Here is a 24,291-nt window from a genome sequence, read left to right as displayed (position 1 = left end):
TAGCTGTCAGGGGAGCGGTCCTAGCGTGCCCACATGGCTTTTCACGACAAGGAGCTGACCGTGCCGGGGACCGTCGAGGTGGCCGGCCGGCACGTCAAGCGCTACCACATGGACCAGCCGGACCGCCGCCTCGAACCGCGGGTGGTCGACGCCGCGTACGCGTACCTGCCGAAGCTGCTGCCCGCCCCGGACGGCTCCACCCCACCGGCGAGCTGGGTGGTGCTGCACCGCGGCGCGGACAGCGGGGCGTACCTGCTGGCGTACAGCTGGTTCTTCGACAACGTGGTCGAGTGCCGTATCGCGATCGCCGGGCAGCCCGCGCTGGACTGCCCGGACGACGACCCGGCGCACTTCGTCGACCTGACCCGCCCCGGCGTCGGATGCGTCTGGGAACTGGGCGTGCTGGAACACGAGCGCACCGCCTGGATCCGGCACGTGCTCGCCCCGGACCGGCCGGACCTGGCCGGCTACCTGGCCGACGCCCGGGCCGACGGGCCGGTGGGGTTCTGATGGGCGACTTCGACTTCCTCGTCGGCACCTGGGACGTGACAAACCGGCGCCTGCGGCAGCGCCACGCCGGCAGCGACGACTGGGAAGAGTTCGCCGGCGTCAGCGAGGCGCGCTCGTTCTTCGACGGCGCCGGCAGCTTCGACGAGATGCGCTGCCCGAGCCGGGGTTTCTCCGGCTCCTCGGTGCGCGTCCTGAACCCGGCGACCGGGCTGTGGTCGATCTACTGGATGCACAGCGCGCGGGGCGTGCTGGAGCAGCCGCCGGTGGTGGGCCGGTTCACCGACGGTGTCGGTGAGTTCTACGCCGACGACACCGACGAGGGTCGGCCGGTGCGCTGCCGGTTCCTCTGGTCGGCGATCACCGCCGGCTCCTGCCGCTGGGAACAGGCGTTCTCCACCGACGGCGAGCGCACCTGGGAGACCAACTGGGTCATGGAGTTCCGCCGGACGCGGTGACCGGCGGCGTGGTGGTCCGGTAGATCGCGGTCAGCCACACGTCGAGCAGCACGTCGACCACGTCCCGCTCGGCCACCGCCGGGCCGTCCCCGGCGAACGTGGCATACCAGACGCGCTCGTTCATCGAGTTCAGCGCGATGGCGAGGTCCCGGGCGGGCAGCCCGTCCGGGGCCGCGCCGCGGACACGTTCGGCCTCGATCGCGGCCTGCACCGCTCGGACCCAGCGTTCCAGCACCTCGGCCCAGAGCCGCCGCACCTCGGCGTTGGTGCCGCGCACCTGGGCGCAGGCCAGCACCACGTCCCGGTGCCCGCCGAACGTGGCGTGGAACCGGGCGATCAGCTCCCGCCAGTGGGCGCGCGGATCCTCGGCGAGCCGCTCGAACACGCCACCGGCGGCGACGTCGGCCTCCTCGGTGACGCGGTCGAGCAGCGTGAGCAGCACCGCGTCCTTGGACGGGAAGTAGAAGTAGAACGTGGGCCGGGAGATCCCCGCGCCGCGCGCCAGGTCGTCGATGGAGATGTCGGCGAAGGGACGCTGGGTCAGCAACCGCTCGGCCGTGGCCAGGATCGCTGTCTCCCGCTCGTCGCCGGTGGACCGGCCGGCCCGCCGCCCGCGCGTCGGCGCGGCGCCGGTCGGCGTACGGGCGGTCGTCATGTCGGCAGATGCTACACCCGCTCGACACCCTGTCGATTCGACTCGACACGGTGTTGACTGCGGTCGACGGCGATGGATAGTGTCCGGTCCACCGCCGGTGCGAACGGGAGAAACCGATGGCCGCAGACCACGTCGACGTCCTCATCGTCGGGGCCGGCCTGTCCGGCATCGGCGCCGCCGTCCACCTCGGACGCGAATGCCCCGGCAAGACCTACGCGGTGCTGGAGGCCCGGGGCGCCATCGGCGGCACCTGGGACCTGTTCCGCTACCCGGGCATCCGCTCCGACTCCGACATGTACACCCTCGGCTACTCGTTCAAGCCGTGGACCGACCCGAAGGCCATCGCCGACGGCGACTCCATCCGGGCGTACGTCCGGCAGACCGCCCGGGAGTACGACGTCGAGCGGCACATCCGCTTCCACCACCGGGCGGTACGCGCCGAGTGGGACAGCGCCACCGCACGCTGGACCGTCCACGCACACCGCGACGACACCGGCGAGGACGTCACCCTCACCTGCGGGTTCCTGTTCACCAACTCCGGCTACTTCCGCTACGACTCCGGCTACACGCCGCGGTTCCCCGGAGTCGAGAAGTACGCCGGCACGCTCGTGCACCCGCAACACTGGCCCGAGGACCTGGACTACGCCGGCAAGCGGGTCGTGGTGATCGGCAGCGGCGCCACCGCCGTCACACTGGTCCCGGCCATGGCCGAGCGGGCCGCCCACGTCACCATGCTCCAGCGCTCACCCACGTACGTGATCGCGCTGCCCTCGCGCGACCCGTTCGCCGACGCCGCGCGGCGCTGGCTGCCCCCGAAGGCCGCGTACGCGGTGGCCCGGTGGAAGAACGTCACGCTCGGCGTGGCGAACTTCCAGCTCAGCCGCCGCGCCCCGGGCGTGGTGAAGCGGTTCCTGCGCCGCGCCGCGAAGGGCCGGCTCCCGTCCGGGTACGACGTCGACAGGCACTTCTCGCCCCGCTACAACCCGTGGGACCAGCGGCTCTGCGTGGTGCCGGACGGGGACCTGTTCACCGCGCTGAGCGCGGGCCGCGCGTCGGTGGTCACCGACACCATCGACACGTTCACCGAGCAGGGCATCCGGCTCGCCTCCGGCGAGGAGCTGCCCGCCGACGTGGTGGTCACCGCCACCGGCCTCAACCTGCTCGCGCTCGGCGGCATGACGCTGGTGGTCGACGGCGCCGAGGTCGACCTCGCGTCGACCGTCGCCTACAAGGGCATGATGCTGTCCGGCGTGCCGAACTTCGCCATGACCATCGGCTACACGAACGCCTCCTGGACGCTGAAGGCCGACCTCGTCGCCACGTACGTCTGCCGGCTGCTGCGCCACCTCGACGACACCGGCCGGCAGATCGTCACGCCGCTCGCCCCGGACACCGACGACCTGGTGCCGATCATCGACCTGCAGTCCGGCTACGTGCTCCGCGCCGTCGACCAGCTGCCCAAGCAGGGACCGCAGGCGCCGTGGCGGCTGCACCAGAACTATCCCCGCGACGTACGCCTGATGCGGCACGGCCCGCTCACCGACGGCGTCCGGTTCGACCGCGCCGGCGTACCCGCCACGGCGGCCACCACCTCGGGAGGAACCGATGCGTGACCTCGTCTTCCCCGGCGGCACGGCGGTGCTCACCGGCGCGGCGAGCGGCATCGGCGCGGCGCTGGCCCACGGCCTGGCCCGGCGCGGCGCCGACCTGGTGCTGCTCGACCGCGACGCCGACGGCCTGGCCGCCACCGTCGCCGCGATCCGGGCCGCGTACCCGGACCGGCGGGGGGAGACCCACCTGGTCGACCTGGCCGACGCCGAGGCCACCGACCGGGTCGCCGCCGAGATCCACCGCGCGCACCCCCGGATCCGGCTGCTGATCAACAACGCCGGCGTGGCGCTGGGCGGGCGCTTCGACCAGGTCACCCTGGAGGAGTTCCTCTGGGTCATCGAGATCAACTTCCGGGCGGTGGTCCGCCTGACCCACGCGCTGCTGCCCGCGCTCAAGGCCGAACCCGGCGCCCACCTGGTGAACGTGTCCAGCCTGTTCGGGCTGATCGCCCTCGCCGGGCAGGCCGCGTACGCGGCGAGCAAGTTCGCCGTACGCGGCTTCACCGAGGCGCTACGGCACGAGCTGGTCGACGACGGCGTCGGCGTCACCTCGGTGCACCCGGGCGGCATCCGCACCCGGATCGCCGCCAGCGCCCGCGTCGGCAGCGGTGTGGCCCTCGACGAGTACGAGGCCGGACGCAAGCAGTTCGAGAAGCTGCTCACCATCGACCCGGCCACCGCCGCCGAGGTGATCCTGCGCGGCGCGCAACGACGCCGCGGCCGGGTGCTGATCGGCTGGTCGGCGAAACTGCCCGACCTGCTCGCCCGCCTCGCCCCCGCCGGGTACGGCAAGGTGCTGGCCCTGGGCATGCGCCCGTCCCGCCCGGTGGCCACCGTCGCCGAGGTGCCGGCCCCACGGACCGAGGAGGCCGCGCGGGAACCCGGACGCACGCCGTGACGGTGGCCCTCCCGCCGGCCGACGCGCGCACCGTCGACGGCCGGCGGGTGCGCTGCCGGATCAGCGGCGACGGGCCGCCCGTGGTGCTGCTGCACGGCATCGGCCGTACCCTCGACGACTTCACCGCCCTGCACACCGCGCTGGCCCGCGACCACCTGGTGCTCGCGGTGGACCTGCCCGGCCACGGCGGCTCCGCGCCGCTGGACGGACCGCACACGCTCCCGGCGCTGGCCGCCGCGGTGGCCCGCTTCCTGGACGTGGCCGGGGTGACCGGCCCGGCCCACCTGGTGGGCAACTCCCTCGGCGGGGCGGTCGCCATGCGCCTGGCCGCCGACGAACCGCAGCGCGTCGCCAGCCTGGCGTTGCTCAACAGCGCCGGCTTCGGCCGCGAGGTGACTGTGGCGCTGCGGCTGCTGGCGGTACGCCCGCTGGCCCGGCTGCTGCTGCGCCCGCACCCGGGGATCGTCCGCCGCACCGAACGGGCGATCTTCTACGACCCGGCGTACGTCACCGAGGAGCGGCTCGCCACCGCGCTCGCGGTGGCCCGGCAGCCGCACGCCGCCCGGGTGATGCTGGAGCTGGTCCGCGACCTGGGCACCTGGCGCGGCGTACGCCCGCAGTGGCGCGCCGACCTGCTCGACGCGGTGGCCGCGCTCGGCCTGCCCACGCTTCTCGTCTGGGGCGAGCGCGACCTGGTCCTGCCCGCCGCGCACCTGGCGTACGCCCGTACCCGGCTGCCGCACGCGCGCTCCCACCTGTTCCGCGACACCGGGCACATGCCGCAGATCGAGCGGACCACCGAGGTGGAGGCGCTGCTGCGGGAGCTGTGGGCCTGACCGTGGCCTGCGCCACTGCCCCGACCCGCGCCAGGCCGTCCGGCCGGACCCGGGAGCAAGCTTAGATACATGACGCATCCCAGCCGGACCGCGCCATCCGCCGCCGAGCGGGCGTACCGGCACCTCAAGCAGGCCATCCTGGAACAGGTCTACCCGGGCGGTCAGCTCGTCAGCGAGGGCGAGATCGCCGAGGCGACGGGGGTGTCCCGCACCCCGGTCCGGGAGGCGCTGCTGCGGCTGGAGACCGAGGGGCTGGTCAAGCTCTACCCGAAGCGCGGCGCGCTGATCCGGCCGGTGTCGGCCCGGGAGATCGCCGACGTCATCGAGGCCCGCCGCCTGGTCGAGCTGCACGCCGCCGACCGGGTCTGGCCGCGCCGCGCCGAGCTGCGCGCCGACCTGGCCCGATGGCTGGACGAGATGGGCCGCGCGCACGCCGCCGGCGACCTCACCGCGCTGATGGCCGCCGACCGCTCGTTCCACGCCGCGGTGGTCGAGGCGGCCGGCAACGAGATCCTCGCCGAGCTGTACCACCGGCTGCGCGACAGGCAGCTGCGGATGGGTGAGGCGAGCTTCCGGCTCTCGCCCGGCTGGGCCGAGGTCGCCCTCGCCGAGCACGCCGGTCAGCTCGCCGCGCTCGACGGCGACGACCCGCAGGCGTGGCACGACGCGGTCGCCGCGCACATCGACACCGCCGCGCGGATGCTCGGGACGCTGCGGTGAACGCGGGTCGCCGCCCCGCCGCCCTGGTGTACGCGGTGGCCGTCACCGCCTATCTGACGGCCGTGTTCCACCGCAGCTCCCTCGGCGTCACGGGGGTCGACGCGGCGGAGCGCTTCCACATCAACGCCGCCGCGCTCGCCACCTTCTCCGTCGCCCAGCTCGCCGTCTACGCCGCCATGCAGGTACCTGTCGGCGTGCTGCTGGACCGCTACGGCTCACGCCGGCTGCTGCTGGCCGGGGGCGCGCTCATGGTGGCCGGGCAGCTCCTGTTCGCCGTGGCCGGGGACGTGCCGCTCGCGGTCGCCGCCCGGGTGCTCGTCGGTCTCGGTGACGCCATGACCTTCATCAGCGTGCTGCGCATCGTCGCGTTCTGGTTCCCCGGGCGGCGCAACCCGCTGCTGGTGCAGCTCACCGGCACCGTCGGTCAGCTCGGTGCGGTGCTCGGCGCCGTACCCCTGGTGCTGCTGCTGCACCGCGCGGGCTGGACCCCGGCGTTCCTGACCGCCGCGGCGCTCGGCGCGACGGTGGTGCTGCTGGTCCTCGTCGCGGTACGCGACACCCCGCACGCCGAACACGCCACCGCGCTCGCGCCCGACCTGGCCACGGTGCGCCGCCGGCTCGCCGAGGCGTGGGCCCAGCCGGGCACCCGGCTGGGCCTGTGGACTCACTTCGTCACCCAGTTCTCCGGCGCGGTGTTCGCGCTGCTGTGGGGGTACCCGTTCCTCGTACAGGGGCAGGGGTTCTCGCCGACCGCGGCGGCCGGGATGCTCACCCTGATGACAGTGGTGACGCTCGTGTGCGGGCCGGTGATCGCGTACCTGTGCTCGCGCCACCCGTTCCACCGCTCGGTGGTGGTCTTCGCGATCACCGCCGCCACCGCCGGGGTGTGGGCGGTGGTCCTGGCCTGGCCCGGCCGCGCGCCGCACTGGCTGCTGGTGGCGCTCGTGGTGGTGCTCGCGGTCAACGGCCCCGGCTCGATGATCGGGTTCGACTACGCCCGGTCGTTCAATCCGGTGCACCGCATCGGCAGTGCCACCGGCATCGTCAACGTCGGCGGCTTCGTCGCCTCGATCGCGCTGATCCTGGCCGTCGGCGTGGTGCTCGACCTGGCCACCCCGGCCGGGCGGGACGCGCCGCCGCTGTCCGCGTTCCGCTGGGCGTTCGCCGTGCAGTTCCTGCTCTGGGCGCTCGGCGCCGTGCAGGTGCTGCGCTACCGCAACGCCGCCCGTCGCCGCCTCGCCGGCGAGCGGGCCGCCGCCGCGGTGCCGGCGGCGGCCTGAGTACGCGGGCGGCCGGGCGCGGCTTCGGCTCGGGCGGCTCAGCGCCCGTGGCGGACCAGCGAGTCGAGCACCAGGGTCAGCCCCGCGCCGACCAGCCACACGTCCTTGGCCAGGCCGATGCCCTCCTGACTCGGCCGGAGGCTGCCGCCCTCGCGCATACCCGGCGTCTTCAGGTAGAGCTGCACCAGGCCCGCGCCGAACGCGGTGAGCGCGGCCCCGGCCAGCAACGAGGGGACGAACGGGGCGAGCAGCGCCGCGCCGAGCGCGACCTCGCCCCGCGACAGCAGCACGGCGAACCGGTCCGGCGGGATCTGCCGCAACTGCGGCATCGCGCCGGCCGCCATGCCGTGCATGCCCGCGGCGGCCTCACCCTCCAGGCCCCGCTTGCCCAGCCCGGAGTTCAGGATGTACGCGCCGATCGCGACCCGCAGCGGAGCATGCGACAGCCTCATGATCACTCCCGTCCCACCTGGTAGAACCGGCACACCGGGTACCCGGTCATGACCAGGACAATCCGGCGGGCTTCATTGGTTCGCGGGTCATGATCAGCGGTAGGTTCGGGGTGCAGAAGCACGCAACAAGGGAGGCACTGTGAGCCAGGAAGTCCGGGGAGTCGTGTCGCGGCGCAAGGGCGCGCCCGTGGAGGTCACCACCATCGTGGTGCCGGACCCGGGGCCGGGCGAGGCGGTGGTCCGCATCCAGTCGTGCGGCGTCTGCCACACCGACCTGCACTACCGCGAGGGCGGCATCAACGACGACTACCCGTTCCTGCTCGGCCACGAGGCCGCCGGCATCGTGGAGCAGGTGGGCGACGGCGTCACCGACGTGGCCCCAGGCGACTTCGTGGTGCTCAACTGGCGCGCGGTCTGCGGGCAGTGCCGGGCCTGCCGGCGCGGCCGACCGTGGTACTGCTTCGCCACCCACAACGCGACCCAGAAGATGACGCTCACCGACGGCACCGAGCTGACGCCCGCGCTCGGCATCGGCGCGTTCGCCGAGAAGACGCTCGTCCACGCCGGGCAGTGCACGAAGGTCGACCCGTCGGCCCGGCCGGCGGCGGTCGGCCTGCTCGGCTGCGGCGTGATGGCCGGCCTCGGCGCGGCCATGAACACCGGCAACGTGACCCGGGGCGACTCGGTCGCGGTGATCGGCTGCGGTGGTGTCGGTGACGCGGCGGTGGCCGGCGCGGCCCTGGCCGGCGCGACCACGATCATCGCGGTGGACACCGACTCCCGTAAGCTCGACTGGGCGCGCAAGTTCGGCGCCACCCACACCGTCAACGCCTCCGAGGACGACGCGGTGGAGGCCATCCGCGCGGCCACCGGCGGCTTCGGCGCCGACGTGGTGATCGACGCGGTCGGCCGTCCGGAGACGTGGAAGCAGGCGTTCTACGCCCGCGACCTGGCCGGCACCGTCGTGCTGGTCGGCGTACCCGCCCCGGAGATGACAGTGGAGCTGCCGCTGGCCGACGTCTTCGGCCGCGGCGGCGCGCTCAAGTCCAGCTGGTACGGCGACTGCCTGCCCAGCCGCGACTTCCCGATGCTCACCGAGCTGTACCGGCAGGGACGGCTGGACCTGGACGCCTTCGTCACCGAGGAGATCGCCCTCGACCAGGTCGAGGAGGCGTTCAACCGGATGCACCACGGCGACGTGCTGCGCTCGGTGGTGGTCTTCCCGTGACCGCACGCGTCGACCACGCCGTCACCTCCGGCACGTTCTCGCTCGACGGCCAGACGTTCGACGTGGACAACAACGTCTGGGTGATCGGCGACGACGCCGAGTGCGTCGTCCTCGACGCGCCGCACGACGTGGCCGCCATCCGCGAGGTGATCGGTGACCGGCGGGTGGTCGCGATCATCGCCACCCACGCCCACGACGACCACGTCCGGGTCGCGCCCGAACTGGCCCGGGCCACCGGCGCGCCGGTGCTGCTGCACCCGGCCGACCGGGTGCTGTGGGACATGGTGCACCCGGACACGGCACCGGACGGCGAGCTGACCGACGGGCAGACGTTCACCGTCGGCGGCACCACGCTGCGGGTGCTGCACACCCCGGGCCACAGCCCCGGCGCGTGCAGCCTCCACGCCCCCGACCTGGGCGCGGTCTTCACCGGCGACACCCTGTTCGCCGGGGGACCGGGCGCCACCGGTCGGTCGTACAGCGACTTCGGCACCATCGTCGAGTCGATCCGTACCCGGCTGCTCACGCTGCCGCCGGAGACGGTGGTGCACACCGGGCACGGCGACGACACCACGATCGGGGCCGAGGCGCCGCACCTGGACGAGTGGATCGCCCGGGGCCACTGAGGACCGCACGCCCGCGCGGGTCCGGCCGGAGCAGTCCGGTCCGGGCCCGCGCGGCGTCTCCCGGCCCGTCCGCGCCCGGCACCGCCGGGTGTCCGTCCGCCGCGGACGGGTCCGGAAAACCGTGTGGCCGCACGACGTTCCGTCCGGTGATACTCGCGTCCGTGCCCGTCGCCACCCTCACCGCCGCCCAGTCCGCCGCGCTGGGCCACGTCCGCGACGTCGCGCTGCGCGACCGCCCCGCCGCGCTCGCCGTCATCGCCCGCCACCTCGCCGCCTCCGGCACCACCTACCGGTACGAGGAGGTCGTCGCCGCGATCACCGGGTACGGGCGCCTGACGCTGAACTTCCACCCCGACCGGTTGCTGCGCGACGGCCGCACAGTGGTCGAGGCGCTGGACGAGGAGGGCGTCTACCGCAGCCAGTTCGAGACCGGCATCTCCAACGGCGGCCTGACCGCGTACCCGGGTGGCGACCGGGACGTGTGGGAGCAGGCGATGTTCGGCGGCGCGTACCAGCGTCCCGGCGTGCTCCCGGCACAGCGTCCGAAGTACGGCGGCCTGAACCTGCTCGACCACGCCGACGGCGCCTGCCCCCGCTTCGGGTCCTGCCATCTGCGGCTGCGCCCGGAGGTGCTGGCCCGGGCCACGTTCAGTTTCGGTGACAGCCACCTCGAACCCACCGAGTTCGGCACCGTCGACGTCTTCGAGCCGGTGTTCGCGGCGCTGCTCACCGCCACCGCCGGAACCGGCGTCGCCCTGGGCGTGGCCGGCATGGACACCGGCACGCTGCTGCGGACGCTGCTGCGCCGCCGGGAACGGGAGTCCGGGCGGGTCGGCCGGGCGCTCGACGACTACGTCGAGGCGCAGGTGCACGGCGAGATCAGCCTGGCCCGCGACGTCGAGGCGCTCGTGGTCGACCCGTCGTTCCGGGGCACCGACGTGGGACGGCGTCTGGAGCGGATCGCCGCGCGGCACGGCCTGGCGCTGCGGTCCCACCCCGGCTTCGTGCTGCCGGTCCACGCCGTGGACGCCGAGTTCCGCGGCCCGGACATCCCGCCGCTCGCCGCGCGCGTGCACGCCGAGTTCGCCCGCCCGGGGGAGCCGCTGCACGCCGCGCTCGTCGGCCGGGCCGCCGCCTCGGTGGTACGCGAGCCGCAGCGCTGGGCCGATCGGGGACCGGCCGCGGTGACGCTGCAGCACCTCAAGCAGCTCTGGCACGTGCTGGTCCGGTTCGGCGGTCCGGCCTGATCGTCCCGCTCTGCCTGCTGAACCGCGTGCTTGTCCGGAACCGCGGGTGACCTGGACCGCAGCCTTCGCCGTGCCCGGCATTTCCGGAATGACCGACACCGCGGGCTCGTTGTGTCCCCCGTACCGCCGGAACCCAAACACCTACCCGGCGGTAGTCCCTCGAGGGGCGCTCACCCCGGAGCGCGTCGTAACGATCGAAAGGGCAACCATCGTGAAGCAGCACTTCACTCGATGGCTCCCCGCCATCGCGAAGACCGCCATCGCGAAGACCGCCGCCGTCACCCGTAACCGCCGTGCCGCGCTGAGCGTGGCGGGTGTGGCAGTTCTGGGCGGGCTGGCCGTCGGCCCCGTCGCAGTGGCCGCGCCGGTGACCAGCGGGCCGCACGCCGGCGCCAAGGCCGCCATCGACCTGGCGACCGGCAAGAAGACCTCCACCGAGGCGGTCAAGCCCGGCCAGACCACCGGCCTGGACAAGGTGCCGACCCGGGCCGACCGCCCGGCCAAGGAGAAGCTCGTGCCGCACGGCGTCGAGGGCGCGCAGTCGCGCATCCCGCTCGACGACGCACAGCTCGACAACGCCAAGGCCATCGTCGAGGCGGCCAAGGAGACCGGCGTGGGGGAGCGGGGCGCCGTGATCGGCGTCGCGACCTCGCTGCAGGAGTCGAAGCTGTACAACCTGGGTCACCTCGGCGCGTACAACGACCACGACTCGGAGGGCCTGTTCCAGCAGCGCCCGTCGTCCGGTTGGGGCACGTCCGAGCAGATCACCGACCCGGAGTACTCCAGCAAGGCGTTCTTCAACGCGCTGAAGAACGTCGGCGGCTGGCACGAGCTGCCGCTGACCACCGCCGCGCAGACCGTCCAGGTGTCCGCCTACCCCTACGCGTACGCGCAGTGGGAGGAGCAGGCGGCGGACATCGTCCAGCAGGTCTGGTAACCCGACACCCGTAGAGAACGGCCGGCCCTTTCGTGGGGTCGGCCGTTCTCGTCGATCTTGGACTTGTGGCACCTCGCAGACCTCGGATAACGGACATCCTGGGCGCCACAACTCCAAGATCGCCGGGCAGGGGCGGGGAGGGCGGGCGGGGAGGGCGGGTTTGGTGGGCGGGGAACAACCCCGGGTCGTCGGTCGTTGCAGATGCACCCGGCACGCCCCCGCGCTGCCGGATCCCCCGAGAACCCTGAGCGCCTGACGGTGCCCACGCATCCCCCCGGATGCGTCGACCCCCGAACGGAGCCCACCATGAACACGATCCTGCGCAAGAGCATCCTCGGTGTCGCCGGTCTCGCCTTCACCGGTGGCGTGTTCGCCGGTCCGGTCGCCGCCCACGCGGCGGAGACCACCAAGCCGACCGCGGTCGCGGTTCAGGGCGTGAGCCCGCAGGGCGAGCAGTCCCACGTGGACCTGAACGACGAGCAGCTCGCCAACGCCAAGGCCATCATCGCGGCCACCAAGAAGGCGGGCCTGCCTGAGCGGGCCGCGGTCGTCTCGATCGCCACCGCGCTGCAGGAGTCGAAGCTGGAGAACCTGGGTCACCTGGGTGACCGCAACGACCACGACTCGCTGGGCCTGTTCCAGCAGCGGCCGTCCAGCGGCTGGGGTACGCCGGAGCAGATCACCGACCCCGAGTACTCGACGCTGGCGTTCCTCAAGGGCCTCAAACAGGTCGACGGCTGGCAGGACATGCCGCTGACCGAGGCCGCGCAGACCGTGCAGGTCAGCGCCTACCCCGACGCGTACGCGCAGTGGGAGAAGCAGGCCGCCGAGATCGTGGCCGAGCACTGGATCAAGTAAGAACCACCGAAAGGCCGGTACCCGGATCGGGTGCCGGCCTTTCGCGTGCCCTCAGCCGCCGTGCGCGGCGAGCCACGACAGCACCGGCTCGACCACCGACGGGTCAAGCGGCTGCTTCGCCTCGTCCCGGTACGCCCGCAGCGACGGCTGCCCCGGCTGGCGCCGCAGCACGTGGGTGACGTCGGGCAGCACCCCGGTCTGCACCGGCCCGCCCGCGTGCGCGGCGATGACCGGCAGGTCGGCCGGGTCGGTCTGGAGGTCCTTGTCGCCGGTGAGCGCGAGGATCGGCGCGTCGACGCGGGCCAGGTCCGGCCGGGGGTCGTAGCGCAGGAACTCCCGGAACCAGCGGGCGTTGAGCCGCTGTCCGCCGACCCACGCCACGTCCTTGTCGGTGGCGAGGATCTTCTCGTGGTTGCGGGCCACCTTCGCCGCCAGGTCGGTGTGGGTGAGCCGGAGCACCAGGCGTACCGGCGCGGGCAGCGTGGGCAGCAGCCGCCCGGCCTGCCAGCGCAGCACCTCGGCGCCGGTGCGCCCGGGCGCGGAGAGCAGGACCAGACCGGCCACCGGTACGCCACGCGCAGCGAGCGCGACAGCGGTGAGTGCGCCCTCGCTGTGGCCGACCAGGAACATCCGCCCGGCGTCCACGGCCGGGTCGTCGCGCAGTGCCGCGAACACGGCGGCCGCGTCGTCGACGTTGTCGTGGAAGCCGGTACGCAGGAACTCACCGCTGCTCTCGCCGACGCCCCGCCTGTCGTACCGGGCGACAGCGATCCCGGCCCCGCTCAGCGCGGCGGCCAGGTGCCGCTGGATGCCGAGCGGCAGGCGGCGGTGGTCGCCGTCGCGGTTGATCGGCCCGGAGCCGGGCAGCAGCAGCGCCACCGGGTGCGGTCCGGCGCCCTCGGGCAGCGTGAGTGTGCCGGACAGCCGCTGCCCGGCCGACTCGACGGCGAGCGGACTGTCGATCGTCACGGCAGCACCGCCGCGGCCAGGGCGTCGGCGTCGTCGGCGCCGATGAGCAGGGAGTCGTACGCCTGGCCGGTGAGGGTGATGCGGACGGCCGGCTGGCCGCCGCGGACGCTGACGAACTCCTTGCCGGCCTTGCCGCGCCAGGTGCCGACGTTGCGCGTGCGGGGCACGCCGAGGCCGGGCGCCCGGATGCCACGGGTGGCGCGGGCGCCGTCCGGTACGACGACGGCGCCGCTGACGGCGGAGCGGGGGAACGACAGGTCGCCGCGCAGGGCCCAGATCTTCTCGGCGGTGGTGAGCCGGACGTCGATGCGGTGGGGGGTGAGGTCGATGGTGGCCATCGGTGGACTCCTCGCTTCTGTTATCGTCGGTGAGAACATTACCGGAGGCGAGAACAAAAAGGGGAGCCACTGTGGCACTCGACACCGTGGAGCTGCTGATGCACCCGGTCCGGCTGCGCATCGTCCAGGCGTTCCTGGGCGGCCGCACGCTCACCACCACCGACCTGCGCACCGAGCTGAGCGACGTGCCGCCGGCCACGCTCTACCGGCAGGTCGCCACGCTCGCCGACCACGGCGTGCTGCACACGGTGGGGGAGCGGCGGGCCCGCGGCGCGACCGAGCGCAGCTACCGGCTCCACGAGGCCGCCGCGTCGGTGGACCCGGACGAGGCCCGGGCCATGAGCCCGCAACGGCACCGGCAGGCGTTCCTCACCTTCGTCGCGGGCCTGCTCGCCGACTTCGACGGCTACCTCGACCGCGGCGACCCCGACCTGGCCCGCGACGTGGCCGGCTACCGGCAGAACGCGTTCCACGCCACCGACACCGAGACCGCCGAGTTCGTCACCCGGTTCCGCGAGCTGTTCGCCGAGTACGCGGCGCTCGGCCCCGGGCCCGGCCGCACCCGGCGGCTGCTCACCACAGTCCTGCTGCCCGGCGCCGATCAGGAGCGGCCCGTCGAGCGCCGGTGACCGGCCACGATGTCCGCCACGGCGGCACCGAGCGCCAGCACGATGATCCCGGCGGCGAGCAGCAGCGAGCGGCGGAACGCCGTACTCCAGTCGCCGTTGCCGTCGGCGAGCGTGGAGAAGAACAGCGCGCCCACCGCGGCGATGCCTGCCGCCGACCCGATGCGCTGCCCGGTCTGGAGCATGCCCGCGCCGCTGCCGGCCATCGGCACCGGCACCTCGGACAGCGTGAGCGTCTGGTTCGGCGCGATCACCAGGCCGCTGCCCAGCCCGGCGACGAGCAACGGCAGCGCGGTCCGCAGCGGCACGTTCTCGTGCGGCCCGCCCGCCAGCACCAGGTCGGTCGCGATCAGCCCGGCCACCACGGCCACCAGCCCGATCGCCACCAGCGGACGGCCGTACCGGGTGACCACCCGGCCGCCGAGCGCGGAGGCGAGCGCCGAGCCGAGCGCGAACGGCGTGATCGCCAGACCGGCCACGAGCGCGCTGTAGCCGAGCCCCATCTGGAGGTAGAGCGTGAAGACGAAGAAGATCGCGGTGAACCCGGCGAAGTAGATCAGGCCGATCAGCGCGCCCAGCGTGTACGAGCGCACCGTGAACAGCCGCAGGTCGAACAGCGGCTGGGCGCGCCGGCCGTACCGGTGCTCCCAGAGCGCGAACCCGGCGAGCAGCAGCAGGCCGACGGGAATCAGCAGCCACTTGCCCGGGCCCCGCCACTGCTCCCGCTGCACCAGCGGCAGCAGGATCACCGTCACCCCGGCGCCGAGCAGCAGCACCCCGAGCGGATCGAGCCGGCCTCGTCCGGCCGGATTCGTCGGCCGGGACGGCATCAGCCGCCAGCCGAGCAGCATCGCCACGATCCCGACCGGGATGTTCACGAAGAACACCCACCGCCAGCCGTGCTCGGCGCCGCCGAGCTGGATGAGCAGACCGCCGAGCAGCGGACCCACGGCGGTGGAGATACCGATCGTCGCGCCCAGCAGCCCGAACGCCCGGCCCCGGTCGGAGCCCCGGAACAGCTCCTGGATCATGCCGCTGACCTGAGGGTTCACCACGCCGGCGGCGGCACCCTGGACGAGCCGGGCGACGACCAGCCACTCCGGCGAACGGGCCAGCCCGGCCAGCGCGCTGGTCAGCGTGAACAGGCCGACCCCGACCACGAACGCGGTACGCCGCCCGCGCGCGTCGCCGAACCGCCCGGCCGGCACCAGCACCAGGCCGAACGTCAGTGCGTACCCGGACAGCACCCATTGCAGGTCGCTCGGCGTGGCGTGCAGCGCCCGATCGATCGACGGCACCGCGACGTTGACGATGCTGACGTCCAGCAGCGTCATGAACGCCGCGATCAGGCCGACGCTCAGCGCGCGCCAGCGACGCCGGCCGTCGTACCCGGTGTCCTGCACCGGCGTCGACGACCGGCCCTCGCTCATCGTGCCCCCCGCTGACCGTCGATCACCCGACTCCGATCGCTACCCGGTGCCCGGTGGGGCAAACGACTCGATCACGCCATCTGGCGCGCGCACCACCGGGGTCCGAAGTCCAGGCCGGACATCGGGGAGTCCTCGCGGTGCAGCAGCCCTCGCTCGGTGAGCGAGTGCAGCGGCTCGCGCAGCTCCTCCTCGGTCATCCCGGTCTCCTGGGCGATCAGGTCCGGGTAGGGGACGTGTCCCTGCACCTCCAGCGCGGACACCGCCTGGTAGACCCGTTCCTCGACCGCAGACAGCTGGACCTGAGGCATCGCTTCCCTCCTCGGCGTGGACCGCCCGACCCGCGGACGGCCGGCGACCGGCGGTTACCCGGACGGGCCGCGATGATGCTCACCCGTTCGACTGTCGTACCGGGCGGCGCGGCACGGCGGTGCCCTAGGCTGCACCCGTGATCATGGATCTCGTCGTGGTCGGCGGCGGGCCCGCCGGACTCTCCGCCGCGCACGCCGCGGCCCGGGCCGGCGTCCGCACGCTCGTGGTGGAACGGGCCACCCACCCCCGGTACAAGACGTGCGGCGGCGGCCTGATCGGCACCTCGCTCACCGAGGTCGCCGGGCGTGTCGAGGTGCCCGCCCACGACCGGGCCGACCGGATCACGTTCACCCGGGACGGGCGACGCGCGTTCACCCGCCGGCACCCCGCGCCGCTGGTCACCATGATCCGCCGGGAGGAGTTCGACGACCGGCTGCGCGCCGCCGCCGTCGCCGCCGGGGCGCAGGTCCGCGAGGGCGTCGCGGTCCGCGCGATCGAGCAGGACCCCGACGAGGTACGCCTGCGCCTGGCCGGCGGTGAGACGGTACGCGCCCGTACCGTCATCGGCGCGGACGGCTCGTCCGGCGTGACGGCACGCCACGTCGGGGTGCGCTTCCGGCAGGTCGACCTCGGCCTGGAACTGGAACTGCCGGTGGACGCCGCCGAGCGGGACCGCTGGCGCGGCCGGGTGCTGCTCGACTGGGGGCCGCTGCCCGGCTCGTACGCGTGGGTGTTCCCCAAGGGCGACCGTCTCACCGTCGGTGTCATATCCGCCCGGGGTGACGGCGACCGCACCCGCGCCTACCTGCGCGACTTCACCGACCGGCTCGGCCTGTCCGGGGTGAGGCCGGAGCACGACTCCGGTCACCTGACCCGCTGCCGCACCGGGGACTCACCGCTGCGGCACGGGCGGGTGCTGGTCGCCGGGGACGCCGCCGGGCTGCTGGAGCCGTGGAGCCGGGAGGGGATCAGCTACGCGCTGCGCTCGGGCCGGCTGGCCGGCGAGGCGGTGGCCGCCGGTGACCTCGACGCGTACGCCCGGGAGGTCGACCGGCGGCTGACGCCGGAGATGCGCGCCGGGCACCGGCTGCTGGAGGTGTTCGAGCGGCGGCCCGACGTGTTCCACGCGATGCTGGCGAGCCCGCCCGGCTGGCGGATGTTCGTGCGGTTCTGCCAGGGGCGGGCGAGCTTCGCCGAGGTGCTCGACCGGCGGCCGGTGCGGGCCGGGCTGGCGCTGCTCGACCGCCTGCCCGCCGCTGTCAGGGGACGATGACCGCCCGCCCCCGCACCTCGCCCCGGCGCAGCGCCTCGTACGCCTGCGGCGCCTCCGCGAGGGGGAACGTGTGCACGTCGGCGTGCAGCCGGCCGTCGCGGGCCAGCGCGATCACCTCGTGCAGTTCCGCCCGGGTGCCCCAGAACGGCACCACCACACCGGTCTCCAGCGGCACCGGCGGCGGCTCGTCGGCGACCGGCCGCACCGGCAGCGTGCCGCCGGCCAGGCCCACCAGCAGGATCTGGCCGCCGGTGGCGACCACCTGCCGGGCGGTGTCCAGCGTGGGCTGCGCGCCGACGAAGTCGAGCACCACGTCCGCGCCGTCCGGCGCCGGCCCGACCAGTTCGCGGATCCTCTCCACCGCGTCCGGGCCGGCCTGCACGGTGTGGTGGGCGCCCAGGCGGCCGGCCAGGTCCAGCGCGGCGGTGTTCGTGTCCACCGCGATGATCCGTACCGCGGTGGTGGCGAGCAGGATCTGCAACCCCATGTGCCCCAGGCCGCCGATGCCGATCACCACGCAGGACGTGCCGGGCCGCAGCCGGGGCCGCGCCAGGTCCACCGCGTGGTACGGGGTCAGCCCGGCGTCGGTCAGCGGCGCCGCCTGGGTCAGGTCCATGTCGCCGACCGGCAGCAGCCGGGACGCGGGCACCACCACGTAATCGGCCAGCCCGCCGTCGCGGCTGAGCCCGATGCCGCCGACCGGGATGACCCGGCAGCGGTTCTCCTCGCCCCGCAGGCAGGCCCGGCAGTAGCCGCAGCCGATGATGCCGTAGACCGCGGCCCGGTCGCCGGGCGACCAGCCGTGAACTCCCGCGCCTACCGTGTCTACGGTGCCGGCGATCTCGTGCCCGAGCGTCATCGGCATCGGGAACACCCCGGCCGGCGCGTCGAGGATGTGCAGGTCGGAGTGGCAGGCGCCGACCGCGCCGACGCGCAGCAGCACCTCACCCGGGCCGGCCTGCGGCGTGGGTACCTCCGTGTGCTCCAGCACACCGGGTGCGGTCATCCGTACTGCGCGCATGTCTCCTCCACCTCGTCGCCCACGGTCGTCGCGGCGGCATACCCCTGCCGTAGCGGTTGATGCGGAGACGCAACGGGCGAGCGCACAATGCGGTCATGAGCGAGCCGGCCGAGTCGTTCACCGACGAGGAGTACGCGTTCCTGCGGCACGTCCGCTTCGGCGAACTGCCGGCCCGGGTGCGCCCGGAGGAGCGGATCGAGTCCGCCGAGACCGAGTTCCCGCCGGACCGGCCGGACCCGGCCGGCGGGGAGTCGGAGTGGCACCTGCGCGCGGGCGGCTGACGGGGCCCGGCACGCGCCCGGACCCCGTCGCCGCACGGTCAGAAGACCGGCACGCCGTCGCGGACCAGCTTCCAGTTGGGTACGAAGAAGTCGGCCGGGTCGATGACGCCCTTGGCCTGCGCCCAGTCGATGAGCAGCTGGCGGATCTCCTGCTGGGCGTTGTAGACCTGGGTCTTCACGATGCCCGGGAAGTTGCCGCCGCCGCTGCGCCGGTAGTTGTTCACCGCCACCACGAACCGGGCGTCCGCCGCGACCGGGGTGTCGGTGCCGGCCAGCACCAGGCGGGTGATCCGCTGGCCGACCGGCTTGGCGATGTCGATGTCGTAGTCGACGCCGGAGAACACGTCGTAGTTGTAGTCCGGCACCGCCGGGTCGCTGATCGTCTCCGGGTTCACCGGCGCGCCGGCCGGCAGCGTGACGAAGTACTTCGCCGAGTACTCCAGGTACGCCTTCACCTCGGCGCCGGTCAGCACGACCGCCTCCAGCGTGTTGTCGTACACGTAGAGGCCCGCGACGTCGCGGATCCGCACGTCGCCCTGCGGGAACACCGCGGTACGGCTGAACGGCGCGGCGATCGACAGCACCGGCAGGCCCGCGTACTCGCCGGCCGCGAGGGCCTCGGTGACCACCTCGGTCTGGACGTGGTTGATGAAGTCCAGGATCGGGGTGTCCTTGTACCGCGACTCGGCGGCCGACAGCTCCACGCTCGACCGGGCGACGACCCGGTTGACGTACTCGACGGTCTTGGTGTGCTGGCCGCGCACGGCCGCGAGCACCGCCGGGTCCTCGACCACGGTGTTGGTGTTCAGCGTGGTGGCCGACTTGGCGGTCACCGTCCAGCGGCCCTTCTCCCGGGTCAGCGTGAAGTCCATCCGGGTCAGCCGCTGGCCCCACTTCGACGGCTCCGAGGTGAGGACCCGCTCGCCGGTGGTGAGGTTGGTGACGAACTTCTCCGGCACCTCGTTGTGCGCGTGGCCGAACAGGATCGCGTCGATGCCGGGGACCTGCTCGGCGATCAGCGCGGTCGGGTTCTCGTTCGGCAGCTCCGGGCCGTAGCTGGAGGTGCCGCTGTCGCCGCCGTGCGCGGAGATGACGACCAGGTCGGCGCCGCGGCGGCGCATCTCCGGCACCCACTTCGCGGCGGTGGCGACCATGTCGGCGAAGACCAGGCGGCCCTCGACGTTGCCCTTGTCCCAGATGGCCACGCCGGGGTTGGTCAGGCCGAGGATGCCGACGCGCAGCTTCGGCGCGCCGTGCCCGCCGAGCTTGACCTCCTTGATCACGTACGGGAGGAACGCCGGCTTGCCGGTCTTCGCGTTGAGCGCGTTCGCGGCCAGGGCCGGGAAGCCGAGCTGCTCGATCCAGGTGGCCAGCAGCGGCAGGCCGTAGTTGAACTCGTGGTTGCCGAGCGTCACCGCGTCGTACTTGAGGATGTTCATGGCGCGGGCCATCGGGTGCGTCTCACCGGTGCTGGTGATCGGCTCCTGCTTGGCGTAGTACGTCGCCAGCGGCGTGCCCTGGATCGTGTCACCGGCGTCCAGGACCAGCGTGGCCCTGCCCTTGCGCTCGGCCCGGATCTGGGTGACCAGGGTGGCGAGCTTCGCGACGCCGACGTCGTTGTGCTTGCTGTCGTCGAACTCGGCGTCCTTGTAGTAGTCCCAGTTGTAGACGTTGCCGTGGGTGTCCGACGTGCCGAGGATCGTCAGGTCCCAGGTCTTCGGCTGCTTCGGCTTCGCCTCGGCGGGCGCGCCGGCCAGCAGGGGAGCGGTCGCGGCGGCGGCCGCGACGGCCAGCACCTGGCGCCGGGAGGCGCCGGAGGAGGAGGTCATGAGGTGCCTTTCCGAATGGGGGTACGCGCCTCGTGGGCGCCGTTGCGCACCATAACCACCACATGTCACCTGCGCCACACCGGCCCGAATTGTTTCCCTTCCGGTCACAGGCTGCTGTTTTCCCGCCGGTCACCGGGGTAGGGGCGCATCCATGAGCGAGGACCAGTTCACCCAGCAGCATCCGGCCGAGCAGTACGGACAGCAGGAGGGCCAGCCGTCGCAGCAGCAGACGCCGCCCGGCAACGAGCAGGAGATGGGGCCGAAGCCCGACCACGGCGAGGAGTCGTACCGGGGCAGCGACCGGCTCACCGGCAAGCGCGCGATCATCACCGGCGGCGACTCCGGCATCGGCCGGGCCGTGGCGATCGCCTTCGCCCGCGAGGGCGCCGACGTGCTCGTCACCTACCTCGCCGACGAGGAGGAGAAGGACGCCCGGGAGACGGTCGCCCTGATCGAGCAGGCCGGGCGCACCGGCGTCGCGGTCCGGTGCGACCTGCGCGAGGAGGCCAACTGCCGCGCCCTCGTCGACCAGGCGCTGCGCGACCTCGGCGGCGTCGACATCCTGGTCAACAACGCGGCGTACCAGATGTCGCAGGACAACGGCCTGCTCGACATCACCACCGAGCAGTTCGACCGCGTCTTCAAGACCAACGTGTACGCCATGTTCTGGCTCTGCAAGTTCGCGGTGCCGCACATGAAGGAAGGCTCGACGATCATCAACACGTCGTCGATCCAGGCGTTCGACCCGTCGCCGCAGCTGCTCGACTACGCCACCACAAAGGCCGCCATCGCCAACTTCACCAAGGCGCTCGCGCAGAACCTGGCCGAGCGCGGCATCCGGGTCAACGCGGTCGCGCCCGGCCCGATCTGGACGCCGCTGATCCCGGCCACCATGCCGGAGGAGAAGGTGAGGCAGTTCGGCACCGACACGCCGCTGGGCCGTCCCGGCCAGCCGGCCGAGCTGGCGCCCGCGTACGTCTACTTCGCCTCGCAGGAGTCGAGCTACGTCACCGGCGAGATCCTCGGCGTCACGGGCGGCCGCCCGACGAAGTGAGCCGCCGCCTGGTCCCGTTCCGGCCCGCGCCGGCCGCCTGGTCCCGCTCCCGGTCGTCTGGTTCCGCTGCTCAGCGGGGCCAGGCGGCCATCCGGCGGCGGACCTCGGCGATGCGCGGCGCGTCCAGGCCGTAGCGGGTGAACCGCCGGTCGGCCAGCCCGTCCAGGTAGCGGCCCGCCGCGCGCACGTCCTCGTCGTCCAGAGCCGGGTCGACCTGCCGGGCCAGCTCCAGCAGTTCCGCCACCGTGTACCGGTCCAGCGCGGCGGAGGCGTCGATGTAGTCGCGTACCTCCCGCCGGTTCACCAGCGCGGCGGTCTTGTTGGCGATCAGGTCGCGGACGTCCATGACCGGGCCGAGGTCCATCACCACCGGGCTGCGGTGCCGGTCCAGGCGGGCCAGGCTCAGGCGGATCTGCCGGCCGTCCCGGCTCACCACGAAGTCCCGCAGGTCCCGGTCGAAGCCGTCGAACACCTCGCCCAGGCCGCCCGGGTCCACCTCGGCCACCCGGTAACCGGCGCGCTCCAGCGCCGCGCGTACCCCGTCGGCCGCCGCCGCGGCGGCGCCCTCCACGTCGGCGAACAGGTCGACGTCCTCGGTGGGGCGGGTGACCAGGCCGTGGACGGCCCACGCCACGCCGCCGCCGAGCACGAAACGGTGCGGGCCGGCCGCGGCCAGCGCCACCCGGGCCACCTGCCGGTAGAAGTCGTGCGGATGGGTCACGCGGCGCGCAGGCTCCGGTGCCGGCCCTCCCAGGCCAGGCGTACGCCCCGGGGCAGGTTGAGCAGCGGCCACAACCGGCGCAACGTGCCCGCGTGGATCAGCTCGCGCAGATCCTCCACCCGGGTCGTCTCGCGCAGCACGTTCTCGTACATCCAGAGCAACTCGTCCGGGTCGCCCAGGTCGAACGCGCGTTCGCTGCTCCACATCAGGCGTACCGGCAGCTCGACGATGCCGGTCGTGGGACCGGTGAGCTCGTCCAGGGTGCGCGCCACCACGGCGGGTCGCCCGGGACGGGCGAGGTACGCGTGCGCGCTGACCGACATGGCATCAGGGTAACCCCAACCCGGCCCTTTCCCCGCGTCCCTTCCCCGCGGAGCGCCCCCACAGCACTCGCCCCGCTCACGTGACCGCCCGCCCGCCATCCGCTCGGCGCCCGCCTCACTCCGCCCCGCCGCGCCCCGCCGCGCCCGGCCTCGCCCGGGCTCGCCCCGTCGATCATGAAGTTGGACCGGACAAACCGGTCAGCTCGTGCCGTCAACTTCATGATCGCCTGTCGTGATGCTCGTCTTGTTCACCTCGCGCGGCTCTCCGCTGGAGATCTTGGACGATTTCGGCCCCCATGAGGGCCGTTTCCTTCCAAGATCTCCGTGGTGGCCTGTGCGCCGAGCCTGGTGAGGTTCGCCGGGGCGGGCTCCGCGCCGACATCCGCCTCGCGGCGATGCCCTCGGCAGGCGGATGGAGATCTTGGTACGTTCCCGCCCTTCCGGGGGCCGTTCCGTACCAAGATCGCTCGCGAAGGCTCTCCACCGACCGGCGACGTCCGCTCGGGGCCCGCGTTGCAGGCGGATCTGCCGTCGGCGGCCCGACGTCCCAATCGATCATGAGGTTGCCGGGGGTAAACCGGACATCATGTGCCGTCAACCTCATGATCGACGCGGCTGCGTCGGGTGTCCGGTTTTGGGGTGGTCGGGGACACACGGGTGGCGGAATCGGGGATGGTGGCGGGGCGTTATACCTGGTGAACGACCGCAGCAGCACTCCCGGCGCCCCCTGGCAGGCGGGCAGCGGCACCCGGGAATGACCCCGGGCCGGCGGTCGTTGTGCATGTCTCCGGCGCCGCCGGTGAGCCCTGTACGCCACCCCCGGGCGTCAGCGGGCCGCGTCAGCAGGCCGCCGGAGATCCCCCGAAGACTTCTTGAGCGCCTGACGGTGCTCGCACCCGCACCGAACCCCCCTCGGCGCGGGCGTCGACCCCCGAACGGAGCCCACCATGAACACGATCCTGCGTAAGAGCATTCTCGGTATCGCCGGTCTGACCGTCGCCGGTGGCCTCGCCGCCGGCCCTCTCAACCACGACACTGGCACGCCGGTGCGCGACACGGCCGTGACCACCACCCAGGCCGCCGCGAAGCTGGACAGCGCCGCGCTCATCCCGCACGGCGTCCAGGGCACCCAGACCCACATCGACCTCGACGACGAGCAGACCGCCAACGTCAAGGCCATCATCGCCGCGACGAAGAAGGCCGGCATGGACGAACGCGCCGCCGTCGTGTCGATCGCCACCGCCCTGCAGGAGTCGAAGCTGGAGAACCTCGGCCACCTCGGCGACCGCAACGACCACGACTCGCAGGGCCTGTTCCAGCAGCGCCCCTCCAGTGGTTGGGGCACGGTCGAGCAGATCACCGACCCCGAGTACTCCACCACCGCGTTCCTGAAGGGCCTCAAGCAGGTCGACGGCTGGCGCGACATGCCCCTGACCGAGGCCGCCCAGACCGTCCAGGTGTCGGCCTACCCCGACCACTACGCCCAGTGGGAACAGCAGGCCGCCGACCTCGTCGCCCAGCACTGGAACAGCTGACCCGGCGGTGACCGGGGTCACGACGAGCGAGCGGAAGAACCGTGACCCCGGTACCGTTGTGCAGAGCGTCGGTGTGTCCAGTGTCCCCGGGCCTCACCTAAATTGCCTTCGCGGAATACCGTTCGGCTGGAGCCGCGTCGCGCCACTCGCCGAGAGGCGACATGCACACCGACGCCCAGAGCCGCCCCGGCCATCCGGCCGGGGCGGCTCTGTCTGTGGGCTCGAGTCGCACGCCCCTGGCCGCTGGCCTAGGGTTACAGGCAGAGGTGA

Annotated in this window: 27 protein-coding genes; 17 read left to right on the top strand and 10 right to left on the bottom strand. The window is 73.2% G+C overall.

Going from position 1 to position 24,291, the window contains the following annotated elements:
* The first annotated feature begins 33 nt into the window (after positions 1–33).
* A complete protein-coding gene (locus tag OC439_RS26530; protein WP_262015814.1) occupies positions 34–510 on the top strand; it encodes a hypothetical protein in 477 nt (158 codons plus the stop codon).
* Positions 510–965 (top strand): hypothetical protein, encoded by a 456-nt coding sequence (locus OC439_RS26525; RefSeq protein WP_262015813.1) that lies wholly within the window; start codon positions 510–512, stop codon positions 963–965. The genes OC439_RS26530 and OC439_RS26525 overlap by 1 nt, the downstream gene beginning before the upstream one ends.
* Here the strand turns inward: OC439_RS26525 and OC439_RS26520 are convergent.
* Positions 940–1,620, bottom strand: coding sequence for a TetR/AcrR family transcriptional regulator (locus OC439_RS26520; RefSeq protein WP_262015812.1), 681 nt, complete (start codon positions 1,618–1,620; stop codon positions 940–942). The two genes, OC439_RS26525 and OC439_RS26520, sit on opposite strands and share 26 nt — an antisense overlap.
* 116 nt (positions 1,621–1,736) lie before the next feature.
* On the opposite strand from OC439_RS26520, the gene OC439_RS26515 reads away from it, so the two are divergent.
* The 5 genes from OC439_RS26515 (at position 1,737) to OC439_RS26495 (ending at position 6,964) form a co-directional block, all read left to right on the top strand.
* The gene (locus OC439_RS26515; RefSeq protein ID WP_262015811.1) at positions 1,737–3,233 is read left to right on the top strand and encodes a flavin-containing monooxygenase; all 1,497 of its coding nucleotides are present in this window, start codon (positions 1,737–1,739) and stop codon (positions 3,231–3,233) included.
* The gene (locus tag OC439_RS26510; RefSeq protein WP_262015810.1) at positions 3,226–4,128 is read left to right on the top strand and encodes an SDR family NAD(P)-dependent oxidoreductase; all 903 of its coding nucleotides are present in this window, start codon (positions 3,226–3,228) and stop codon (positions 4,126–4,128) included. The genes OC439_RS26515 and OC439_RS26510 overlap by 8 nt, the downstream gene beginning before the upstream one ends.
* Positions 4,125–4,964, top strand: coding sequence for an alpha/beta fold hydrolase (locus tag OC439_RS26505; RefSeq protein ID WP_262015809.1), 840 nt, complete (start codon positions 4,125–4,127; stop codon positions 4,962–4,964). Before OC439_RS26510 ends, OC439_RS26505 begins: the two co-directional genes overlap by 4 nt.
* A gap of 69 nt (positions 4,965–5,033) precedes the next feature.
* Positions 5,034–5,684, top strand: coding sequence for a GntR family transcriptional regulator (locus OC439_RS26500; protein WP_262015808.1), 651 nt, complete (start codon positions 5,034–5,036; stop codon positions 5,682–5,684).
* Entirely contained in the window at positions 5,681–6,964 is a 1,284-nt protein-coding gene (locus OC439_RS26495; RefSeq protein WP_262015807.1) for an MFS transporter, read from the top strand. Before OC439_RS26500 ends, OC439_RS26495 begins: the two co-directional genes overlap by 4 nt.
* A 38-nt stretch (positions 6,965–7,002) precedes the next feature.
* Here OC439_RS26495 and OC439_RS26490 read toward each other — a convergent pair whose 3' ends face one another.
* A complete protein-coding gene (locus OC439_RS26490) occupies positions 7,003–7,416 on the bottom strand; it encodes a hypothetical protein (RefSeq protein WP_262015806.1) in 414 nt (137 codons plus the stop codon).
* 139 nt (positions 7,417–7,555) lie between these two features.
* On the opposite strand from OC439_RS26490, the gene OC439_RS26485 reads away from it, so the two are divergent.
* The 5 genes from OC439_RS26485 (at position 7,556) to OC439_RS26465 (ending at position 12,312) form a co-directional block, all read left to right on the top strand.
* Positions 7,556–8,644: an S-(hydroxymethyl)mycothiol dehydrogenase gene (locus OC439_RS26485; protein WP_262015805.1), complete on the top strand. Its 1,089-nt coding sequence runs from the start codon at positions 7,556–7,558 to the stop codon at positions 8,642–8,644.
* Positions 8,641–9,270 (top strand): MBL fold metallo-hydrolase, encoded by a 630-nt coding sequence (locus OC439_RS26480; RefSeq protein ID WP_262015804.1) that lies wholly within the window; start codon positions 8,641–8,643, stop codon positions 9,268–9,270. The genes OC439_RS26485 and OC439_RS26480 overlap by 4 nt, the downstream gene beginning before the upstream one ends.
* A gap of 146 nt (positions 9,271–9,416) precedes the next feature.
* Positions 9,417–10,517, top strand: coding sequence for a DUF3626 domain-containing protein (locus OC439_RS26475; protein ID WP_262015803.1), 1,101 nt, complete (start codon positions 9,417–9,419; stop codon positions 10,515–10,517).
* Positions 10,518–10,728: 211 nt separating this feature from the next.
* Entirely contained in the window at positions 10,729–11,454 is a 726-nt protein-coding gene (locus OC439_RS26470) for a hypothetical protein (RefSeq protein ID WP_262015802.1), read from the top strand.
* Between the two features lie 306 nt (positions 11,455–11,760).
* The gene (locus OC439_RS26465; RefSeq protein WP_262015801.1) at positions 11,761–12,312 is read left to right on the top strand and encodes a hypothetical protein; all 552 of its coding nucleotides are present in this window, start codon (positions 11,761–11,763) and stop codon (positions 12,310–12,312) included.
* A 51-nt stretch (positions 12,313–12,363) separates the two neighbouring features.
* Here OC439_RS26465 and OC439_RS26460 read toward each other — a convergent pair whose 3' ends face one another.
* A complete protein-coding gene (locus OC439_RS26460) occupies positions 12,364–13,281 on the bottom strand; it encodes an alpha/beta hydrolase family protein (protein WP_262015800.1) in 918 nt (305 codons plus the stop codon).
* A complete protein-coding gene (locus OC439_RS26455) occupies positions 13,278–13,619 on the bottom strand; it encodes a hypothetical protein (protein WP_262015799.1) in 342 nt (113 codons plus the stop codon). The genes OC439_RS26460 and OC439_RS26455 overlap by 4 nt, the downstream gene beginning before the upstream one ends.
* 71 nt (positions 13,620–13,690) lie before the next feature.
* Here OC439_RS26455 and OC439_RS26450 point away from each other — a divergent pair, with 71 nt between their 5' ends.
* Positions 13,691–14,248: a helix-turn-helix domain-containing protein gene (locus tag OC439_RS26450; protein ID WP_262015798.1), complete on the top strand. Its 558-nt coding sequence runs from the start codon at positions 13,691–13,693 to the stop codon at positions 14,246–14,248.
* On the opposite strand, the gene OC439_RS26445 is transcribed toward OC439_RS26450, so the two are convergent.
* The gene (locus tag OC439_RS26445; protein ID WP_262015797.1) at positions 14,221–15,675 is read right to left on the bottom strand and encodes an MFS transporter; all 1,455 of its coding nucleotides are present in this window, start codon (positions 15,673–15,675) and stop codon (positions 14,221–14,223) included. The two genes, OC439_RS26450 and OC439_RS26445, sit on opposite strands and share 28 nt — an antisense overlap.
* A 71-nt stretch (positions 15,676–15,746) precedes the next feature.
* Positions 15,747–15,983 (bottom strand): hypothetical protein, encoded by a 237-nt coding sequence (locus tag OC439_RS26440; protein WP_013286401.1) that lies wholly within the window; start codon positions 15,981–15,983, stop codon positions 15,747–15,749.
* A 143-nt stretch (positions 15,984–16,126) separates the two neighbouring features.
* Here OC439_RS26440 and OC439_RS26435 point away from each other — a divergent pair, with 143 nt between their 5' ends.
* Positions 16,127–17,257 carry a geranylgeranyl reductase family protein gene (locus OC439_RS26435; protein ID WP_262015822.1) on the top strand — a complete coding sequence of 377 codons (1,131 nt, stop codon included), beginning with the start codon at positions 16,127–16,129 and terminating at the stop codon, positions 17,255–17,257.
* Here OC439_RS26435 and OC439_RS26430 read toward each other — a convergent pair.
* Positions 17,244–18,278, bottom strand: a complete 1,035-nt coding sequence (locus OC439_RS26430) for an NAD(P)-dependent alcohol dehydrogenase (RefSeq protein ID WP_262015796.1) — start codon at positions 18,276–18,278, stop codon at positions 17,244–17,246. The two genes, OC439_RS26435 and OC439_RS26430, sit on opposite strands and share 14 nt — an antisense overlap.
* A 95-nt stretch (positions 18,279–18,373) precedes the next feature.
* On the opposite strand from OC439_RS26430, the gene OC439_RS26425 reads away from it, so the two are divergent.
* Complete coding sequence (locus tag OC439_RS26425) at positions 18,374–18,559, top strand: hypothetical protein (RefSeq protein WP_262015795.1); 186 nt, start codon at positions 18,374–18,376, stop codon at positions 18,557–18,559.
* 38 nt (positions 18,560–18,597) lie between these two features.
* Here the strand turns inward: OC439_RS26425 and OC439_RS26420 are convergent, their stop codons facing one another.
* Positions 18,598–20,388: a bifunctional metallophosphatase/5'-nucleotidase gene (locus tag OC439_RS26420; protein WP_262015794.1), complete on the bottom strand. Its 1,791-nt coding sequence runs from the start codon at positions 20,386–20,388 to the stop codon at positions 18,598–18,600.
* Positions 20,389–20,539: 151 nt separating this feature from the next.
* On the opposite strand from OC439_RS26420, the gene OC439_RS26415 reads away from it, so the two are divergent.
* Positions 20,540–21,442 (top strand): SDR family oxidoreductase, encoded by a 903-nt coding sequence (locus OC439_RS26415; protein ID WP_262015793.1) that lies wholly within the window; start codon positions 20,540–20,542, stop codon positions 21,440–21,442.
* A 70-nt stretch (positions 21,443–21,512) separates the two neighbouring features.
* Here the strand turns inward: OC439_RS26415 and OC439_RS26410 are convergent, their stop codons facing one another.
* Together OC439_RS26410 and OC439_RS26405 are read right to left on the bottom strand one after the other, a co-directional pair.
* Positions 21,513–22,163 carry a nucleotidyl transferase AbiEii/AbiGii toxin family protein gene (locus OC439_RS26410; RefSeq protein WP_262015792.1) on the bottom strand — a complete coding sequence of 217 codons (651 nt, stop codon included), beginning with the start codon at positions 22,161–22,163 and terminating at the stop codon, positions 21,513–21,515.
* Complete coding sequence (locus OC439_RS26405; RefSeq protein WP_013476750.1) at positions 22,160–22,486, bottom strand: hypothetical protein; 327 nt, start codon at positions 22,484–22,486, stop codon at positions 22,160–22,162. Before OC439_RS26405 ends, OC439_RS26410 begins: the two co-directional genes overlap by 4 nt.
* A 947-nt stretch (positions 22,487–23,433) precedes the next feature.
* Between OC439_RS26405 and OC439_RS26400 the strand changes: the two genes are divergently transcribed.
* Positions 23,434–24,021: a hypothetical protein gene (locus OC439_RS26400; RefSeq protein WP_262015791.1), complete on the top strand. Its 588-nt coding sequence runs from the start codon at positions 23,434–23,436 to the stop codon at positions 24,019–24,021.
* Positions 24,022–24,291 lie beyond the last annotated feature (270 nt).

The sequence above is a fragment of the Micromonospora sp. Mcm103 genome, from assembly GCF_024519755.1.
In the GTDB taxonomy this organism is placed as follows: Bacteria; Actinomycetota; Actinomycetes; order Mycobacteriales; family Micromonosporaceae; genus Micromonospora; species Micromonospora aurantiaca.
The sequence above is the reverse complement of the archived record's forward strand: the minus strand, read 5'-3'. Positions and strand labels throughout refer to the sequence as shown.

What these genes read in the sequence shown, in the direction of transcription:
- OC439_RS26530 (WP_262015814.1), top strand. Translation starts at nt 34, where the DNA reads ATGGCTTTTCACGACAAGGAGCTGACCGTGCCGGGGACCGTCGAGGTG.
- OC439_RS26420 (WP_262015794.1), bottom strand. Translation starts at nt 20,388, where the DNA reads ATGACCTCCTCCTCCGGCGCCTCCCGGCGCCAGGTGCTGGCCGTCGCG.
- OC439_RS26525 (WP_262015813.1), top strand. Translation starts at nt 510, where the DNA reads ATGGGCGACTTCGACTTCCTCGTCGGCACCTGGGACGTGACAAACCGG.
- OC439_RS26520 (WP_262015812.1), bottom strand. Translation starts at nt 1,620, where the DNA reads ATGACGACCGCCCGTACGCCGACCGGCGCCGCGCCGACGCGCGGGCGG.
- OC439_RS26440 (WP_013286401.1), bottom strand. Translation starts at nt 15,983, where the DNA reads ATGCCTCAGGTCCAGCTGTCTGCGGTCGAGGAACGGGTCTACCAGGCG.
- OC439_RS26405 (WP_013476750.1), bottom strand. Translation starts at nt 22,486, where the DNA reads ATGTCGGTCAGCGCGCACGCGTACCTCGCCCGTCCCGGGCGACCCGCC.
- OC439_RS26400 (WP_262015791.1), top strand. Translation starts at nt 23,434, where the DNA reads ATGAACACGATCCTGCGTAAGAGCATTCTCGGTATCGCCGGTCTGACC.
- OC439_RS26430 (WP_262015796.1), bottom strand. Translation starts at nt 18,278, where the DNA reads ATGCGCGCAGTACGGATGACCGCACCCGGTGTGCTGGAGCACACGGAG.
- OC439_RS26425 (WP_262015795.1), top strand. Translation starts at nt 18,374, where the DNA reads ATGAGCGAGCCGGCCGAGTCGTTCACCGACGAGGAGTACGCGTTCCTG.
- OC439_RS26465 (WP_262015801.1), top strand. Translation starts at nt 11,761, where the DNA reads ATGAACACGATCCTGCGCAAGAGCATCCTCGGTGTCGCCGGTCTCGCC.
- OC439_RS26455 (WP_262015799.1), bottom strand. Translation starts at nt 13,619, where the DNA reads ATGGCCACCATCGACCTCACCCCCCACCGCATCGACGTCCGGCTCACC.
- OC439_RS26445 (WP_262015797.1), bottom strand. Translation starts at nt 15,675, where the DNA reads ATGAGCGAGGGCCGGTCGTCGACGCCGGTGCAGGACACCGGGTACGAC.
- OC439_RS26435 (WP_262015822.1), top strand. Translation starts at nt 16,127, where the DNA reads ATGGATCTCGTCGTGGTCGGCGGCGGGCCCGCCGGACTCTCCGCCGCG.
- OC439_RS26490 (WP_262015806.1), bottom strand. Translation starts at nt 7,416, where the DNA reads ATGAGGCTGTCGCATGCTCCGCTGCGGGTCGCGATCGGCGCGTACATC.
- OC439_RS26515 (WP_262015811.1), top strand. Translation starts at nt 1,737, where the DNA reads ATGGCCGCAGACCACGTCGACGTCCTCATCGTCGGGGCCGGCCTGTCC.
- OC439_RS26510 (WP_262015810.1), top strand. Translation starts at nt 3,226, where the DNA reads ATGCGTGACCTCGTCTTCCCCGGCGGCACGGCGGTGCTCACCGGCGCG.
- OC439_RS26500 (WP_262015808.1), top strand. Translation starts at nt 5,034, where the DNA reads ATGACGCATCCCAGCCGGACCGCGCCATCCGCCGCCGAGCGGGCGTAC.
- OC439_RS26415 (WP_262015793.1), top strand. Translation starts at nt 20,540, where the DNA reads ATGAGCGAGGACCAGTTCACCCAGCAGCATCCGGCCGAGCAGTACGGA.